General features: G+C 61.6%; 18 protein-coding genes and 1 riboswitch. Of the genes, 5 read left to right on the forward strand and 13 right to left on the reverse strand.

Features of this window, described 5'->3' with window-relative positions; translation table 11 throughout:
- Nucleotides 1–39: 39 nt before the first annotated feature.
- The 6 genes from HX814_RS15965 to cobO are packed head-to-tail and all read right to left on the reverse strand — an operon-like array spanning nucleotide 40 to nucleotide 6,021.
- Nucleotides 40–1,491, reverse strand: a complete 1,452-nt coding sequence (locus tag HX814_RS15965) for a cobyric acid synthase (protein ID WP_177008956.1) — start codon at nucleotides 1,489–1,491, stop codon at nucleotides 40–42.
- On the reverse strand, nucleotides 1,488–2,477 hold the full coding sequence (gene cobD, locus HX814_RS15970) for a threonine-phosphate decarboxylase CobD (protein ID WP_003210755.1): 990 nt from the start codon (nucleotides 2,475–2,477) through the stop codon (nucleotides 1,488–1,490). The genes HX814_RS15965 and cobD overlap by 4 nt, the downstream gene beginning before the upstream one ends.
- Entirely contained in the window at nucleotides 2,470–3,378 is a 909-nt protein-coding gene (gene cbiB, locus HX814_RS15975) for an adenosylcobinamide-phosphate synthase CbiB (RefSeq protein ID WP_087694822.1), read from the reverse strand. Before cbiB ends, cobD begins: the two co-directional genes overlap by 8 nt.
- Nucleotides 3,375–4,025, reverse strand: coding sequence for a 5,6-dimethylbenzimidazole synthase (gene bluB, locus HX814_RS15980; protein WP_003210753.1), 651 nt, complete (start codon nucleotides 4,023–4,025; stop codon nucleotides 3,375–3,377). Before bluB ends, cbiB begins: the two co-directional genes overlap by 4 nt.
- Complete coding sequence (locus tag HX814_RS15985; RefSeq protein ID WP_087694821.1) at nucleotides 4,022–5,413, reverse strand: cobyrinate a,c-diamide synthase; 1,392 nt, start codon at nucleotides 5,411–5,413, stop codon at nucleotides 4,022–4,024. Before HX814_RS15985 ends, bluB begins: the two co-directional genes overlap by 4 nt.
- Nucleotides 5,410–6,021 (reverse strand): cob(I)yrinic acid a,c-diamide adenosyltransferase, encoded by a 612-nt coding sequence (gene cobO, locus HX814_RS15990; RefSeq protein ID WP_003210751.1) that lies wholly within the window; start codon nucleotides 6,019–6,021, stop codon nucleotides 5,410–5,412. The genes HX814_RS15985 and cobO overlap by 4 nt, the downstream gene beginning before the upstream one ends.
- Nucleotides 6,022–6,100: 79 nt before the next feature.
- A riboswitch (cobalamin riboswitch) is annotated at nucleotides 6,101–6,338 on the reverse strand.
- Nucleotides 6,339–6,437: 99 nt separating this feature from the next.
- Here cobO and HX814_RS15995 point away from each other — a divergent pair.
- Complete coding sequence (locus tag HX814_RS15995; protein WP_177008955.1) at nucleotides 6,438–7,751, forward strand: sorbosone dehydrogenase family protein; 1,314 nt, start codon at nucleotides 6,438–6,440, stop codon at nucleotides 7,749–7,751.
- Between the two features lie 133 nt (nucleotides 7,752–7,884).
- On the opposite strand, the gene HX814_RS16000 is transcribed toward HX814_RS15995, so the two are convergent.
- From HX814_RS16000 to HX814_RS16020, 5 genes are all read right to left on the reverse strand, one after another.
- The gene (locus HX814_RS16000) at nucleotides 7,885–8,427 is read right to left on the reverse strand and encodes a C40 family peptidase (protein ID WP_003210749.1); all 543 of its coding nucleotides are present in this window, start codon (nucleotides 8,425–8,427) and stop codon (nucleotides 7,885–7,887) included.
- A 144-nt stretch (nucleotides 8,428–8,571) separates the two neighbouring features.
- Nucleotides 8,572–9,201 (reverse strand): C40 family peptidase, encoded by a 630-nt coding sequence (locus HX814_RS16005; protein WP_003210748.1) that lies wholly within the window; start codon nucleotides 9,199–9,201, stop codon nucleotides 8,572–8,574.
- Nucleotides 9,202–9,414: 213 nt separating this feature from the next.
- Complete coding sequence (gene hda, locus HX814_RS16010; protein WP_003210747.1) at nucleotides 9,415–10,119, reverse strand: DnaA regulatory inactivator Hda; 705 nt, start codon at nucleotides 10,117–10,119, stop codon at nucleotides 9,415–9,417.
- Nucleotides 10,120–10,336: 217 nt separating this feature from the next.
- A complete protein-coding gene (locus HX814_RS16015; protein WP_003210746.1) occupies nucleotides 10,337–11,410 on the reverse strand; it encodes an AI-2E family transporter in 1,074 nt (357 codons plus the stop codon).
- 53 nt (nucleotides 11,411–11,463) lie between these two features.
- On the reverse strand, nucleotides 11,464–12,504 hold the full coding sequence (locus HX814_RS16020; protein WP_003210745.1) for a DUF2066 domain-containing protein: 1,041 nt from the start codon (nucleotides 12,502–12,504) through the stop codon (nucleotides 11,464–11,466).
- A 359-nt stretch (nucleotides 12,505–12,863) separates the two neighbouring features.
- Here HX814_RS16020 and purM point away from each other — a divergent pair, with 359 nt between their 5' ends.
- From purM to HX814_RS16040, 4 genes are all read left to right on the forward strand, one after another.
- A complete protein-coding gene (gene purM / locus HX814_RS16025; RefSeq protein WP_003210744.1) occupies nucleotides 12,864–13,922 on the forward strand; it encodes a phosphoribosylformylglycinamidine cyclo-ligase in 1,059 nt (352 codons plus the stop codon).
- Nucleotides 13,922–14,572, forward strand: a complete 651-nt coding sequence (purN, locus tag HX814_RS16030; RefSeq protein ID WP_008438189.1) for a phosphoribosylglycinamide formyltransferase — start codon at nucleotides 13,922–13,924, stop codon at nucleotides 14,570–14,572. The genes purM and purN overlap by 1 nt, the downstream gene beginning before the upstream one ends.
- An 8-nt stretch (nucleotides 14,573–14,580) precedes the next feature.
- A complete protein-coding gene (locus HX814_RS16035; RefSeq protein ID WP_177008954.1) occupies nucleotides 14,581–15,294 on the forward strand; it encodes a DUF3108 domain-containing protein in 714 nt (237 codons plus the stop codon).
- A gap of 253 nt (nucleotides 15,295–15,547) precedes the next feature.
- Entirely contained in the window at nucleotides 15,548–15,736 is a 189-nt protein-coding gene (locus HX814_RS16040; protein ID WP_008438187.1) for a hypothetical protein, read from the forward strand.
- Between the two features lie 188 nt (nucleotides 15,737–15,924).
- Here the strand turns inward: HX814_RS16040 and HX814_RS16045 are convergent, their stop codons facing one another.
- Together HX814_RS16045 and mazG are read right to left on the reverse strand one after the other, a co-directional pair.
- A complete protein-coding gene (locus tag HX814_RS16045) occupies nucleotides 15,925–16,470 on the reverse strand; it encodes a DUF2058 domain-containing protein (protein WP_003210740.1) in 546 nt (181 codons plus the stop codon).
- Between the two features lie 25 nt (nucleotides 16,471–16,495).
- Nucleotides 16,496–17,329: a nucleoside triphosphate pyrophosphohydrolase gene (mazG, locus tag HX814_RS16050; protein WP_177008953.1), complete on the reverse strand. Its 834-nt coding sequence runs from the start codon at nucleotides 17,327–17,329 to the stop codon at nucleotides 16,496–16,498.
- Between the last annotated feature and the right edge of the window lie 48 nt (nucleotides 17,330–17,377).

Consider the following 17,377-nt stretch of genomic DNA (forward strand, 5'->3'; position numbering starts at 1 on the left):
CCGCAGCAACGGATATGTACACCGTCCATTACAACCAACTCAAACCCCACACAACGAACGCAGCAACCCGGTATCCAGATGCCGCTCTACCAAGTCCGCCAACCGCTCAATATCCCGCTCCCGCAACCCGTGATAATCCACCTCCTGCACATCCTCCAACCCCGCCCACCGCAACAACGCACTACACGCAGCCGGCGTCTCAAACACCCCATGCAGATAGGTCCCGAGAACCTGCCCATCCTCACTCTGAGCCCCATCCAGGCGCCCATCGTCCAACTGCACCGCAGCCCGCACCAAGCCAGCGCCACTGGTTACACCCGCGTGGATCTCATACCCACTCACCTCGGTATCCTCCAGCAACAACCGCCCCCGCACGTTACGCAGCTGCTTCTCCTCCTCCAGGGTCGTACTGAACGCCAACAACCCCAGCCCAGCGCTAGAACCACAAGGCCCTTCCAAACCCAGCGGGTCATGCACCTGCTCCCCGAGCATCTGCAACCCACCACAAATCCCCAGCACCTTCCCGCCATACCGCAAGTGCCGCGCCACGGCCGTGTCCCACCCGTTGGCCCGCAAATACGCCAAATCACTGCGCACACTCTTCGAGCCCGGCAAAATAATCAGGTCCGCCGAAGGAATCGCCTGCCCCGGCCCCACAAACTGCAAATCCACCTGCGGGTGCAAGCGCAACGGATCAAAATCCGTGTGATTACTGATCCGCGGCAACACCGGCACCACCACCTTGAGCACCTGCGCCGCCTTGTCAATCTGGCGCTGGTCGATACCGTCCTCAGCCTCCAGATGCAGATCCATCACATACGGCAACACCCCCACCACCGGCTTGCCCGTGCGCGCTTCCAGCCAATCCAGCCCCGGCTGCAATAGCGCGATATCGCCGCGAAAGCGATTGATGATGAAGCCTTTGACCCGCGCCTGTTCGGTGGGTGACAACAATTCCAGAGTGCCCACAAGGTGCGCAAACACCCCGCCGCGATTGATGTCGGCAATCAGCAGCACCGGGCAGTCCACCGCTTCGGCAAAGCCCATGTTGGCAATGTCGTTCGCCCGCAGATTGATCTCGGCCGGCGAACCCGCACCCTCGACCATCACCACCGGGTAAGCCGCACTCAACCGCGCATGAGAGGCCAGCACCGCTTGCATCGCGATGGCTTTGTAATCGTGATAAGCCACGGCATTCATGGTGGTCACGGCGCGCCCGTGGATGATCACTTGGGAGCCCGTGTCGCTGTTGGGTTTGAGCAGCACCGGGTTCATGTCGGTATGGGGCGCCAGGTTCGCGGCCTGGGCCTGCACCGCCTGGGCCCGTCCGATCTCGCCACCTTCGGCGGTCACGGCGCTGTTGAGCGCCATGTTCTGCGGCTTGAAGGGCACCACCGGGATGCCCTGGCGCACCAGCCAGCGGCAGAGTGCGGTCACCAGCGTGCTTTTGCCGGCGTCAGAGGTGGTGCCCTGCACCATCAAGGTACTCATGAGGCTTCCTTGTAGGCCTTCAGTGCCTGTTCCAGCCGCAACCAGTCGGCCTCGGTATCCGGCAGGCCGAAACGCAGGCTGCTGTTGTCGACAAACAAGCGCAGCAGAATGCCGCGCTGGGCCATGAATTCATGCAGCTGCTCAGCCCGGTCCGTGATCATCCACTGGAACAACGCGCAGCCGCCCTGGGGCCGCAAGTCGTGGCGTTCAAGCACATCAAACAGGCGCTGGCTGGCCGATTCGCAACGCAGCCGCTGTTGCGCATGGCCGGCGGTATCGCGCAGGCATACTTGCCCAAGCACCCGCGTCGGCCCGCTGACGGCCCACGGCCCCACCTGTTCGGCGAGCAGCTTGAGCAGCTTGCGCTCGGCCAGCACGAACCCCAGCCGCACTCCGGCCAGGCCGAAGAATTTGCCGAACGAGCGCAGCACGATCAGGCCGACTTGATGGGCCTGGCCCGCCAGGCTCAGTTGCGGGGTGATGTCCATGAAGGCTTCATCCACCACCAGCCAGCCGCCGCGTTGGGCCAGGCGAGCATGCCAGTCCAGCAGGCGTTGCGGCGTCAGGCTCAGGCCGGTGGGGTTGTTGGGGTTGACCACCACCAGCACGTCGAGGCTGTCGAGGAAGAAGTCGACTTCCTGCTCCAGCACTTCGCGCACGATGTAGCCGGCGCGACGCCAGGCTTCTGCGTGTTCGGCGTAACACGGCGACAGCACACCGACCTTGCCGGCCCGGCGCAGGCGCGGCAATAACTGGATCGCGGCCTGGGAGCCGGCCACCGGCAATACATGGGGCGTGCCGTAATATTCACAGGCAGCCTGCTCCAGGCCGTCATCGTTTTCAGGCAGGCGTGCCCAGGCCCGCAGCGGGATTTCCGGAATCGGGAACGGCCATGGCGCCAGGCCGCTGGACAGGTCCAGCCAGTCTGCTTCTGGAATGCCGTACTGCATCGCCGCCTTGCGCAAGCGGCCACCGTGCTCAAGCATAAAACTCAGCCCCCACACACAGGATCAGCAACCACAGCCACACGCCGCGTTGCACCAGTTGCCAGCCACGCTCGATGGAGTCCGCATCCGCCGGCGGGCCTTCGCCCAGTGGCGGGCGCTGGTGCAGCTCACCGTGATAAATCGCTGCGCCGCCCAACTCCACGCCAAGGGCACCGGCACCCGCAGCCATCACCGGGCCGGCGTTGGGGCTGTCCCAGGTCGGGCCCTGGGTGCGCCAGCATTTGAGAGCCAGGCGGGTTTTGCCCAGCAGCGCGTAGGTCAACGCTACAAGGCGCGCCGGAATGTAGTTGAGCACGTCATCGATCTTTGCTGCGGCCCAGCCGAAACGCTCAAAGCGTTCATTGCGATAGCCCCACATGGCATCCAGGGTGTTGCTCAGGCGATAGAGCACCACGCCGGGCACGCCAGCGACCACAAACCAGAACAAGGCGGCAAATACCGCGTCGCTGCCGTTTTCCAGCACCGATTCGGTGGCTGCACGGGCGACTTCGGTGCGATCCAGCTCGCTGGTCTGGCGGCTCACCAGATAGCTGACACGCTTGCGGGCCTCGTCCAGATCATCACTGCGTAACGCTTGCGCCACCGGCAGCACGTGTTCGCCGAGGCTGCGCATGCCGAGGGCGCAATACAGCGCGAGGATTTCCAGGACCCAACCGATGTAAGGCGCCCACGAGAGGGCCGTGGCCAACAGGGTCAGCGGCACCACCGCAATCACCCATGCGGTAACGCCATGGCTGCGCCAGCCACGGCCGCCGGAGTTGAAACGCTGCTCGATACGCCCGGCAAAATTACCGAACGCCACCAGCGGATGCCAGCGCCTGGGCTCGCCCAGCAGCGCATCCAGCGCCACGGCAGCGACACTCAGCAAGGCCACACTCATTGACTCACTCCCCAAACATTCTCGTACAACATGTCACTCAGCGGCCGTGGTTCGGTCCAGCCTTCGAGCTGCAACATCGGTGCCGGGTAGAACTCGGCCACCGGGCCCAGGCACAACACGGCCAACGGCTTGGCACCGGGCGGCAGGCCCAGCAGATCGGCCAGGGCCTGGGGCTCGAACAGCGAGACCCAGCCCATGCCCAGCCCTTCGACACGAGCCGCCAGCCATAGATTCTGAATCGCACAGGACAACGATGCCATGTCCATTTCCGGCAAGGTGCGGCGCCCGAAGATATGCCGCTCGCGGTCGTCCATCAAGGCAGCCACCAGCACTTCGGCGCAGTCGTTGATGCCTTCGACCTTGAGCTTCATGAACTGGTCGGAGCGCTCGCCGAGAGCCTCGGCGGTGCGTACGCGTTCTTCTTCCACTAGCTGCTGGATCTGGCCGCGCAGGTTGCGGTCGCTGATGCGGATAAAACGCCAGGGCTGCATCAAGCCGACGCTCGGCGCCTGGTGCGCGGCTTGCAGCAGGCGATGGAGCAATTGCGGCGCCACGCTGCCACCGCTGAAGTGCCGCATGTCGCGGCGTTCGGCGATAGCGCGGTAGACGGCTTCGCGGTCGGCTTCCGGAAAGGCGTTGTCAGTCATGGCCTCATCGCGGGCAAGCCCGCTCCCACAGTAGATTGCGTTTCAACTCGGTCAACTGTGGGAGCGGGCTTGCCTGCGATGGCGGTCTCAAGGCTTGGCGCAAACAGGGCAGCCACCGCCATCGGGTTGGACGGGAAATAAAAGTGCACGTAGGAAGCCGTCATCCGGCCCTGACGATAAACCGCCTCGGCACCGCGCCCGCCATTCGGGCTCAGGCCCCGGGCAATCGGCTGCCACTCGGTGCTGGTCAGCGAGTGATGGTAGGTGTGACCGCGCAAGAGGCCTTCGGGCAGTTCGACGTTTTGCAGGGCCAGTGCCGCCAGACGCTTTTGCATCACGGCGTCGCCCTGGAGCAGGCCGACCAGTTCGGCACGGGTGCCGTCGACATCGGTGAGTGAGTCCAGCAGATAGAGCATGCCGCCGCATTCGGCCAGCAGTGGCTTGCCAGCAGCGTGGTGGGCGCGGATAGCGTCGAGCATCGCGGTATTTTCCGACAGCGCCTGGTGATGCAATTCCGGATAACCGCCGGGCAGGTAGAGGCTGTCAGCTTCGGGCAATGCGCGGTCACGAATCGGCGAAAAGAAGCGCAGCTCGGCGCCCATCGCTCGCAACAGGTCGAGGCTGGCGCCGTAGGTAAACGCGAAGGCTTCGTCGCGGGCCACGGCGATGCGCACGCCGGCCAGCAACGGTTGGGCCTCGATCACCTCGGGCGCAGCGAATTCCACCGGCGGTGGCAGCGCTACCTCACAGCTGCTGCCCAGGGCCTGGGCGGCGGCGTCGAGGCGCAGGTCGAGGTCGTTCAATTCGCTGGCCTGCACCAGGCCAAGGTGGCGGCTGGGCAATTCGATCCCGGTTTCCCGGGACAGTGCGCCGTACCAACGCAGGCCTTCGGTCAGGCTGCCTTCAAGCAGTTGCGCATGGCGCAGCGTGCCGACGCGGTTGGCCAGCACGCCGGCAAACGGCAGGTCCGCCTGGTAACGCGCCAAGCCCAATGCCAGGGCACCGAACGTCTGGGCCATGGCCGTGCCATCGATGACCGCCAGTACCGGCACGCCAAAATGCCGCGCCAGGTCGGCGCTGGACGGCGTGCCGTCGAACAGGCCCATCACGCCTTCGATCAGGATCAGGTCGGCTTCCCCCGCCGCTTCCCACAGCAATCGGCGACTTTCCTGCTCGCCGACCATCCACATGTCCAATTGATAGACCGGCGCACCACTGGCGCGCTCGTGGATCATCGGGTCGAGAAAGTCCGGGCCGCATTTGAACACTCGCACCTTGCGCCCCAGGTTGCGGTGCAAACGGGCGAGCGCGGCGGTGACGGTGGTTTTGCCCTGGCCGGACGCCGGTGCGGCGATCAGCACAGCAGGACAGTGACGGGGCTGATTCAAAGTTCGATGCCTTTCTGCGCCTTGATACCCGCCTGGAATGCATGCTTGAGCATGCCCATTTCAGTCACGGTGTCGGCCATTTCGATCAATTCGGGTTTCGCGCCACGGCCGGTGACCAGCACGTGTTGCATCGGCGGGCGCGCCTGCAGGTCGCTGAGTACCTGGTCCAGGTCGAGGTAGCCGTGCTTGAGGGCGATGTTCAGTTCATCCAGCACCACCAGGCCGATGGCCGGGTTCTGCAGCATTTCCCGGGAGACCGCCCAGGCGGCTTCGGCGGCCACGATGTCGCGGGCGCGGTCCTGGGTTTCCCAGGTAAAACCTTCGCCCATCACGTGGAAGCGCACCTGCTCGGGGAAACGGCGGAAGAACAGTTCTTCGCCAGTGCTGTTGCGGCCCTTGATGAACTGCACCACGCCACACTGCATGCCGTGGCCCATGGCCCGGGCGAGCATGCCAAAGGCCGAGCTGCTCTTGCCTTTGCCATTGCCGGTAAGCACCAGCAGCAACCCGCACTCGTTCGGTGAATTGGCAATGCGCTCGTCAATCACGGCTTTTTTGCGCAGCATGCGCGCCAGGTGGCGTTCGTCACGATCGGGGGATTCAGTCATGGCAGCTCTCCGTTGGGGCTGGACAAAAACGGCGGGCAGGAAAAAGACACATACAGACAGCCAAGCATCGCCCACCGTGATGCTGTTGGATGGATCAGGCCGGTCTCCGGGCTCATGAGTGGCATTGGATGCCGAAGGTGCGCCTTCCCATATCGCGGGCGATACAGTGGCTTAAGGCACCGTCTTGACTCATTTACCGTTGCGGGGGCAGCGCCGGGATCGTGGCAGCACTGTAGAAAAATGCGCTCACTCACCGGCTTCCCTGTTTCACTCAGTCGGCGCGTACGCCACAGAGCACCTGAAACAAGCCGCGAAGGTTAGTGGGTTGGGGGTGGAGCGTCAATTAAAGCCGGACATGCGCGTGAACCATCGGGCCGCTGCGTGCCTCTACCGCTACAGGTATTAAGGAGAAAACCATGCACAAGACCCGACTTGCCCTACTGATCATGCTCGCCGGCACCCTCGCCGCCTGCGGCGAAAGCTCTACCCTGCAAGTGTCCGACGGCACCGGGCCCTCGCCCAAACTGCCGGAACCGAATAAAACCCTGATCCCCACGGTGAATATCGCCCCGGCCATCGGCTGGCCCGAAGGCACCAAGCCAACGGCGGCGGCAGGCACTCAAGTAGCGGCGTTTGCCGAAGGCCTGGACCATCCGCGCTGGCTGTATGTGCTGCCCAATGGCGATGTGCTGGTGGCAGAAACCAATGCGCCACCCAAGCCGGACGATTCCAAGGGTATTCGTGGCTGGGTGATGGAGAAAGTCATGGGCCGCGCCGGGGCCGCCGTGCCGAGCCCCAACCGCATCACCCTGCTGCGGGACGCCGACCACGACGGCATAGCCGAAACCCGCACGGTGTTCCTGGAGAACCTGAACTCGCCGTTCGGCATGACACTGGTGGGCAGCGACCTGTATGTGGCCGATTCGGACAAGCTGCTGCGCTTCCCCTATCAGCCAGGCGAAACCTCGATCAAGGAAGCCGGCACCACGGTGACCGACTTGCCGGGCGGCAGCATCAACCATCACTGGACCAAGAACGTGGTCGCCAGCCAGGACGGCAGCAAGTTGTACGTCAGCGTGGGCTCCAACAGCAACGTCGCGGAAAACGGCCTGGAAGCCGAACAAGGCCGCGCCGCGATCTGGGAAGTGGACCGTGCTACCGGCCAGCACCGTATCTTCGCCTCCGGCCTGCGCAACCCCAACGGCATGGCTTGGGAACCGCAAAGCGGCAGGCTGTGGACGGCGGTGAATGAGCGCGATGAAATCGGCAGCGACCTGGTGCCGGACTACATCACCTCGGTCAAGGATGGCGCGTTCTATGGCTGGCCCTTCAGTTACTACGGGCAGCACGTGGATGTGCGGGTGAGTCCGCAGAACCCGGAACTGGTAGCCAAGGCGATTGCCCCGGACTACGCGGTGGGCCCGCACACAGCCTCCTTGGGACTGACCTTTGCCGACGGCAGCAAGCTACCGGCGCAATTCAGCAATGGCGCGTTTATCGGCCAGCATGGTTCGTGGAACCGCAAGCCACACAGTGGCTACAAGGTGATCTTCGTGCCGTTTGAAGGCGGCAAACCCAAAGGCCAGCCGGTGGATGTGCTGACCGGGTTCCTCAATAGCGATGAGAAAGCCATGGGCCGCCCGGTCGGCGTGGTGATCGACAAGCAGGGGGATTTGCTGGTGGCGGATGACGTGGGGAACAAGGTGTGGCGAGTGTCGGCGGCTAAATAGCCAGCTTCGCAAACACCGCAAAACAAATGTGGGAGCGGGCTTGCTCGCGAATGCAGTGTGTCAGTCAGCTTGTTGTCGACTGATCCACCGCATTCTCGAGCAAGCCCGCTCCCACATTTGGTTTCGTGTTTTCCTAGGGGTTTCGTGCCAGGTGCTCGGCTGGCAACACACGCTTGGCGCTCAGGTAGGCGTTTTGCCAATAGGCTTTGGACAGCGTGTCCAGCTTCACCGTACCGCCGGTTTGCGGCGCATGCACAAAGCGCCCTTCTCCCACGTAGATCCCGGCGTGGCTGACCTGCGAGCCGCCACCCGTGGCGAAGAAGATCAGGTCACCGGTCTGCAGGTTGTTTTCGCTCACGTCCTGGGCGCGCATCACGATCAGCTCGCGAGTGGTACGTGGCAAGGAGATGCCCGCCGCGTCACGGTAGACGAAACCGATCAAGCCACTGCAATCAAACCCCGAGTCCGGCGTATTGCCGCCCCAGCGATAAGGCGTGCCGACCAGGCCCAGCGCACGAAAAAGCACGTCTTCGGCCGCAGGCGAGAAACTTTGGGTGGCATAGGTGTTGAACACCGGCTTGGGCTTGACGGCCACGGGAGCAGGCGGAGGACGACTTGCGCAGGCGCTGAGCAGCGCGGCGCAAACGAGAAGAATTAGGCGGGCCGAGGTCGACATGGGCAGAACAATCCTGATCTGGATGCGGCTTTCGCTGCCGAACGTTGAAAAACAGAACGCGCAAGCAAAGCTCGCGCGATCAATTTACAACAATGTCCAGGGATTCTAGCGCTTACACGTCAAACTTCAAGTATCACTTTAACTTTACTTGCTAGCGGTAACGGTAGTCGGGGCCATCGCCAGGGCGCGCTTGGCTTCGATGAAGGTTTTGCTCCAGTAGCTGTCACCCAGGTTGTCGACTCGCACACCACCGCTGCGGCGGCTGCTGGAGTGGATAAACTGGTTGTCGCCCAGGTAGATACCGGCGTGGCTGACACGACCACGGCCAGCCGTACTAAAGAAAAGCAGATCACCGGGCTTGAGGTTGTTCCGCGCGACCAACGGTGCATCCACGTTGATCATTTCGCGGGTGGAACGCGGCAGGTTCATGCCGGCTTCCTCGCGGAACAGGTAGCCGATGAAACCGCTGCAGTCGAAACCGGCTTCAGAGGTACCGCCGAAACGGTAACGGGTACCGATCAGGGACATGCCGCGTTCGAGAATGCTGTCGGCCAGAACGGGAAGCTGGTAAGGCTTGGCGCCGGCGAAGTCGGCGAGTTCTTTTTCAGTTGCGATCTCTTCCTGATAAACAGTGGAAGACTGCGACGCAACGAATTTTGCCTGGGACTGCTGTACTGGTTTTTGCTGCTCAGCCACGTTTTGAGTGTGGGTGGCGCAACCAAACAACAGGGTAACGAGTGCGAGAGGCACGAGGGGTGCGAAGCGATTTAGCATGGGCACGACCGTGGCTGATGTGTAAAGAAGCCGAGACTATGCCTTCTATCACATCGATTTGCAAATTCAATCGTGATCTATGTGACTTCTTGTTTGGACTATGACATCTAAGCCCTTAACACCCTATGCCAGCCATTTGCGTGGCCAAAACGGCCCAAACGCAGGTTTTCTGGCGCCTGTAATTTGCCGAAAGCCCCGGTTTTAAAGGGCTGGCTACCAGCCCAGGGTTTCTTTGAGGAAGGGAATAGTCAGCTTGCGCTGGGCTTGCAAGGAAGCCTGGTCGAGCTGTTCGAGCAAGTCGAACAGTGCGCTCATGCTGCGTGTACCGCGAGTGAGAATAAAATGCCCGACTTCATCGGTCAGGTGCAACCCGCGGCGCGAAGCACGCAGTTGCAGGGCCCGCAGTTTGTCTTCGTCGGACAACGGGCGCATCTGGAAAATCAGCGCCAGGGTCAGCCGCGACTTCAAGTCCGCCAGCTTCACCGGCAACTCACGTGGCGAGGTGGAGGCGGCAATCAACAAGCGCCGGCCGCTGTCACGCAAGCGGTTGAACAGATGGAACAGTGCCTCTTCCCAATCTGCCCGCCCCGCCACTGCCTGCAAATCGTCCAGGCAGACCAGTTCGTATTGTTCAAGGTTGTCGAGGATCTCGATACCGCGGTCCAGCAGCTCCGCCAGCGGCAGGTACACCGCCGGTTCACCCATCTGTTCGAAGCGCAGGCAAGCGGCCTGTAACAAGTGGGTACGCCCCACGCCGTGCTTGCCCCAGAGGTAGATCAAGCTTTCGGTCCACCCGGCGTCGGCTTCGCAGAGCCGCTCGACATAGCCGAGTGCAGCGGCATTGGCGCCTGGGTAGTAATTGATAAAGGTGGCGTCGTCACGCAGACGCACACCTAGGGGCAGCTGAATCGGTTTCATGCTGACTGAACGGTTCCAATCGAACCGTTAGTGACCTCTGTGTAAAGTTTGCAAAGTTTATACCCGTGACGCCGGGCGCACAATGCAGCAGACCACAAGCAAAATCAAAGGTTTGCGTTAACTTGTTGGATTTGGTGAGGAATGTTTGACGCAATGGCGAAACGCCAGAGCCGATAAATGACAAACCCGGCCTTGAGCCGGGTTTGTGATGCTGCGGTTATAACTCCGGTTCGTCGGTTCCGGCGTACATGTCCGAGTCCTTGTACAAGTCGTGCACATGGCGCACCAGCACCATGATCACCGCCGCCACCGGCAGCGCCAGCAGGATGCCGGTAAAGCCGAACAGCTCGCCGCCCGCCAGGATCGCAAAGATCACCGCCACCGGATGCAGGCCGATCCGGTCACCCACCAGCAACGGCGTCAGCACCATGCCTTCCAGGGCCTGGCCGACCATGAACACCGCGACGATCCCGAGCATCGGGTACAGGTCGCCGTGGAACTGGAACAACCCGGCCACCAGCGCCGCACCGATACCAATCACGAAGCCCATATAAGGCACGATGGCTGCCAGGCCGGCGATCAGGCCGATCAACAGCCCCAGTTCCAGGCCGATCGCCATCAACCCCGCCGCGTAGATGATCCCCAGCGCCAGCATCACCAGCAACTGGCCACGGACGAAGGCGCCGAGCACCTCATGACACTCCTCGGCCAGGGAGACAATGCGCTCCTCACGGTCGCGCGGCAGCAGGCCGCGGATCTTGGCCATCATGATGTCCCAGTCCCGCAGCAGGTAGAACGCCACGACCGGGATCAGCACCAGGTTGGTCAGCCAGCCAATCAGCGCCAGGCTCGACGCCGTCGCCTGGCTCAGCACCACGCCGACAATGTCGGTGGTCTGGCCCATGTGCTCGCTGATGGCCGCCTTGACCTTGTCGAACTTCCAGAAGCCGTCTGCCAGCCCCAGCTTGGCCTGCGCCCACGGCATGGCCGTGTGTTGCAGCCAGTCGAGCATCTGCGGCGCCAGCTCATAGAGCTTGAACAGCTGCTTGGCCAACATCGGCACCAGCACCAGGACCAGCGCCGTGATGATCAAGGTGAACAACGCAAACACCGCCACCACGCCCCAGGTACGTGACAGGCCGATCTTTTCCAGGCGATCCACCACCGGATCGAACAGGTAGGCCAGCAGTAACGCGACCAGGAACGGCGTCAGGATCGAATGCAGCAGGAACACAAAAACGCACAGCAGGACAATCCCGCCAAGCCACACCCAACGACGCGTATCCGCCATAAACCACTCCCTCTGTTATTTGCTTCCTGCTTCTATATAAGAAGGAAGAACACTTACCAATGAAAACGTAGCTGCGGCGTCGGCTCGACCGGTGCCGGTTGCGCGCCTTCTACCACCGGCTGCGGAGCCGGAGCTTCACCTGCCGGGATTTCCTGCAACTTGGCCAGGCTCAACTGGGTGCGCAGCTGCTCGGCGCTGCCATTCACCCGATAAACGATGCGAGTGCCGTCCACGCGCACCGGCTGGGCACCGAACGGTTCCAGCAGATGGCCGAGGGCGGCGTAATGCTCGAGATTCATGCCCTGCACTTCCAGCAACTGATCACTGGTGGCAGCGCCGGCCTTGACCGCAAAGCGTGGTGCCAGGCGTTCGCTGACGGCCAGCAGCACGGCGTCGGCCAATGCGGCAGTATCAGTGCCGGTGGCGGTGCCCTGCTCGCTTTTATCCCCCAGCCACAGGCGCCATTTGGCCGACCATTGGCCGCCGTCTTCGCGAGCATGCACCGCCAGCAAGGCATCGGCACCATAACGCTCGGACGCGGCACGCAGCGGTGTGGCGTCAGGGCTTTCAAGATTCGGGGCGGTGGCGACGATCTGTTCGTCCAGGTCACCCAATGGCAGACGCAGCGGCAAACCACGGTGCTGGGCCGCGCGGCGCAGCGGCTGGGCGACAGCCTGGCCATCACCGACCAGGCTGCTGCCTTCCACGGAGTCGTTCAGCCACCAACCGAGGATCGATGGCCGATTGCTGCCCCACAGCGCCAGGCCCGCGCCACGCAACGCGCGGTCGGTGCTGACCGGGTCGAAATCCACCTGCAGGCTTTCCGGCGGGCCGGCGTCGTAGCCGTACTGACTGATGATTTGTTGCGGGTCTTTGCGGATCGCCGCCAGGCCCGGGCCATCGGCGGCCTTGGCGTCGCCGGTCAGGCGGATCACCAGGGTTTGCAGGGCACGCTGGGTCGCCTGGTCGCGCTCCTGAGGAGACTGACTGCTGACCGGCTCCAGCACCTGATAGAGACCATTGAGGGTTTCGGCATGACTCGCCAGGCTGACCAACGACAAGCAGCCCACAAAAAAATATTTACTCAGACCCATGAAAGAAGATTCCCGAACGGCAAATAAGCGGTTGGAACAGACCGCGTGAACACTGTTGAGCAAGGCTGTGACCACAGCGACCGGCAAAACATTCACAGGGTCTCGGCAAGTTTTTGTACTGTCATAACGATAGCGAGTTAAAGGCTATACCTTAATAGGGCCTGTGACCGACTCGATTAGCGATTTTTTTAACAGCTATTGCCCCTGCCCGTCGGCCCGAGGATGGCCGCTGCCCCTCAAGCCTGATAAAATCGCGCGCCTTCGCAGACCGTCAATGGCAGGCCGTGCTGAAACTTCAGGTTTCGGTACACCCGCCGCATTCGGTCGTTACCCCTGAATCCCCCCTAAAGGCCTGGATCATGAGCAAGCAACCCTCCCTGAGCTACAAGGACGCCGGTGTAGACATCGACGCCGGTGAAGCATTGGTCGAACGCATCAAGAGCGTCGCCAAGCGCACTGCGCGCCCCGAAGTCATGGGCGGCCTGGGCGGTTTTGGCGCCCTCTGCGAGATCCCGGCCGGCTACAAGCAGCCTGTATTAGTCTCCGGCACCGACGGTGTGGGCACCAAGCTGCGCCTGGCACTGAACCTGAACAAGCACGACAGCATCGGCATCGACCTGGTTGCCATGTGCGTGAACGACCTGGTGGTGTGCGGCGCCGAGCCGCTGTTCTTCCTTGACTACTATGCCACCGGCAAGCTCAACGTCGAGACCGCTACCCAGGTGGTCACCGGCATTGGCGCTGGCTGCGAACTGTCCGGCTGCTCCCTGGTCGGCGGCGAAACCGCTGAAATGCCAGGCATGTACGAAGGCGAAGACTACGACCTGGCCGGTTTCTGCGTCGGCGTTGTCGAAAAATCCGAAATCATCGACGGTTCCAAGGTGGCTGCCGGTGACGCCCTGCTGGCCCTGCCATCGTCCGGCCCGCACTCCAACGGCTACTCGCTGATCCGCAAGATCATCGAAGTGTCCGGCGCCGACATCGAAACCATCCAGCTCGACGGCAAGCCCTTGACCGACCTGCTGATGGCCCCGACCCGCATCTACGTGAAGCCGTTGCTCAAGCTGATCAAGGACACCGGCGCGGTCAAGGCCATGGCCCACATCACCGGTGGCGGCCTGCTGGACAACATCCCGCGCGTACTGCCTGAAGGCGCCCAGGCGATTGTCGACGTGGCCAGCTGGCAGCGCCCGGCAGTCTTCGACTGGCTGCAAGAGAAAGGCAACGTCAACGAAACCGAGATGCACCGCGTGCTGAACTGCGGCGTGGGCATGGTCATCTGCGTGGCTCAAGAGCACGTAGAAAGCGCGCTGAACGTATTGCGTGAAGCCGGCGAACAGCCTTGGGTCATCGGCCAGATCGCTACCGCCCCTGAAGGCGCGGCTCAGGTTGAACTGAAGAACCTTAAGGCGCACTGATGCCTGCAACCTGTGATGTCGTGGTGCTGCTCTCCGGCACCGGCAGTAACTTGCAGGCCCTGATCGACAGCACGCGCGCCGGCGACAGCCCGGTGCGCATCGCTGCGGTGATTTCCAACCGCAGCGATGCCTACGGCCTGCAACGCGCCAGGGACGCAGGTATCGACACCCGCTCCCTGGATCACAAGGCTTTTGAAGGCCGCGAGGCCTTCGACAGCGCCTTGATCGAACTGATCGACGCCTTCAATCCCAAACTCGTGGTACTGGCCGGCTTCATGCGCATTCTCAGCGCTGACTTCGTGCGTCACTACAACGGGCGTCTGCTGAATATCCACCCGTCCCTGCTGCCAAAATACAAAGGGTTACACACCCACCAGCGTGCCCTGGAGGCCGGCGACACAGAGCACGGCTGCAGCGTGCACTTTGTCACCGAGGAACTCGATGGCGGGCCTCTGGTCGTACAGGCAGTAGTTCCGGTAGAGTCTGCGGACTCTGCGCAGACGCTTGCGCAACGGGTTCACACCCAGGAACACAGGATTTACCCGCTGGCTGTTCGCTGGTTCGCTGAGGGGCGGTTGATTCTTGGCGACCACGGTGCATTATTGGACGGTCAGTTACTTGCGGCCAGCGGCCACTTGATTCGAACCTAGGAGACTTTATGCGTCGCGCCCTGCTCTTCGCTTTTGCGCTGTTCGCCTTGCCTGCCGCGCAAGCGGCAGACCTTCACCCTTTCTCCGCCAGCTACACCGCCGACTGGAAACAGTTGCCCATGAGTGGTTCGGCAGAACGCAGCCTGACCAAGAATGACAACGGCAGCTGGACCTTGAATTTCAAGGCTTCCATGATGATCGCCAGCCTGACTGAAACCAGCGTGATCCGCTTCGACAAAGACGCCCTGCAACCGGTGAGCTACACCTTCGAACGCGGTGGCCTGGGCAAGACGAAGAAGATCAACCTCGACTTCGATCAGACGGCCAAGAAAGTCACCGGCTTTGAAAACAAGGACCCGGTCAACGTGGCCCTTCAAAGCGGCATGCTCGACAAGTCGACCTACCAGCTGGCATTGCAGCGCGATGTGGCAGCCGGCAAGAAAAGCATGAGCTACAACGTCGTCGAAGGCACTGATGTCGATACCTACGACTTCCGCGTGATCGGCCCGGAAAAGGTCCAGACCAAAGCCGGCTCCATCGATGCGATCAAGGTCGAGCGCGTGCGTGACCCGACTCAAAGCAAGCGCATTACCCAAATGTGGTTTGCCAAGGACTGGGGCGGCATCCTGGTTGCCCTGCGCCAGGTCGAGACTGACGGCAAGGAATACAACATCATGCTGCAAGACGGTACCGTTGACGGCAAGGCTGTCAAAGGCAGCTGATCCTCTGCGCAATGAAAGAGCCTCGCGTACGCGGGGCTTTTTTTCGCCTGTCGCCTGACGCCAACATGAAACTTTTGTCATAAAACTCAGCGCCCTGCGACGCAATGTCGCGGTTTCCGTGGGCTCGCGGGATTACTCCAGTTTCTGTAAAGGTGTGTTGCAATTCCTGGTTATTTACTTAGCAAGCTAACAAATCATATAACAAAGGCCTGCGACGCCTTGCCGCAGATCAACCAGAGATTGGAGCAAGCAGATGACTGTAAAAGTAACTGAACGCGACGATGAACATATGTCCCACGAAGCAGTAGCCCACGGGATTCACATCTGGGATGTACACCAGCAAGACCTGCTGGTCGGCATGTTTCACGACGAGACCGAAGCTCATAATTATAAAAACGAGCTCGAGACCCTTGAGATGAAACGCCAGGCGCAAAGCTCCTGAAACTCTGAAATCCTGTAGATAACCAGCCCCACGCAGCTGGAGTGTCTATAAACACAAACCCCGCCTTTTGAGCGGGGTTTGTGTTTTGGGGGTTGGGGGTTGGGATTTTGGGGGCGCTTCGCGCCCCAGCGGGAGCAAGCTCCCTCGCCACAGCAAGCTCCCTCGCCACAATGTGTGTTTCTAACGCATTACCACATCAGGTCATCAGGGATCTGGTAGGCGGCGTACGGATCATCCTCATCCGGCACCTGGCTTTCGGTCAGCACGTTCATCTGGACGATGCGCTCTGGCGCCCGCTCCTGGATCTTCAGCGCGGCTTCGCGCGGGATCACCTCGTAACCGCCACCGTGGTGCACGATCGCCAGGGAGCCGTTGCTCAGCTTGTTACGCATCAGCGTGTTGACCGACAGGCGCTTGACCTTCTTGTCGTCCACGAAGTTGTAGTAGTCCTCGGTGGTCAGCTTGGGCAGGCGCGAGGTTTCGATCAATTGCTTGACCTGCGCAACGCGGGCCTTAGCCTCGGCTTTTTCCTGCTGCTGACGGTTCAGCTCCTGGTCGCGCTTGACCTTTTCGGCATGCGCCTGGATGGCCAGGCGCGCCTGGCTATCGTCCGCTTCGGCCTGGCCTTTATGCACCAGGCGCTGCTGTTTCTGTTTCTCTTTGCCGACCTGCTTGGCCTGCTTTTGGTTGACCAGGCCTGCTTTGAGCAACTGGTCGCGAAGGGAAATGCTCATGGTGCTTACTCACTTGGGCAACGGCTCAGCCGCAGCTGGACAGATTCTTTTCCTGGCGTTTGGCTTCGCCCCACAGGGCGTCCAACTCTTCGAGGGTGCAATCTTCTATGGGACGGTGGGTCTCGCGCAATGCCTGTTCGATAAATCGGAAACGTCGTTCGAATTTAGCGTTGGCTAAACGCAAGGCTGCTTCCGGGTCGACCTGGAGGTGACGGGCCAGGTTGACCGCCGCAAACAGCAGGTCACCTACTTCATCGGCGATGGCTGCCGGGTCGTTATCGGCCATGGCTTCGAGCACTTCATCCAGCTCTTCGCGCACGTTATCCACCACGGACAACGCGGCCGGCCAGTCGAAACCCACCTGCCCGGCACGCTTTTGCAATTTGGCTGCGCGGGAAAGCGCCGGCAAGGCCGTGGGCACATCATCCAGCAGGGATAACTGCTGTGGGACGTCGGACTTTTCCGCACGCTCCTCGGCCTTTATTTCTTCCCAACGCTGCTTGACCTGCTCTTCGCTCAGCTGCGGAATATCCAGCGGCGCGTACAAGTCTCCCGTGGGAAACACATGCGGGTGACGGCGAATCAACTTGCGGGTAATGCTGTCGATCACCCCAGCGAATTCGAAGCGCCCTTCTTCCCGCGCCAGCTGGCTGTAATACACCACCTGGAACAACAGGTCGCCCAGCTCACCTTGCAGGTGATCAAAATCCCCGCGCTCGATCGCATCGGCGACTTCGTAGGCTTCTTCCAGGGTGTGGGGGACGATGGTGGCGTAGGTTTGCTTGATGTCCCACGGGCAACCGTATTGCGGGTCGCGCAGGCGGTTCATCAGGTGCAGCAGGTCTTCAAGTGAATACATCAGTCTCTTTCCGCAGAAGTGGGAACGCTGAGGATCAAATGTGGGAGC

Origin of the sequence: Pseudomonas sp. C8002, from assembly GCF_013385765.1 — a bacterium.
Lineage (GTDB): Bacteria > Pseudomonadota > Gammaproteobacteria > Pseudomonadales > Pseudomonadaceae > Aquipseudomonas.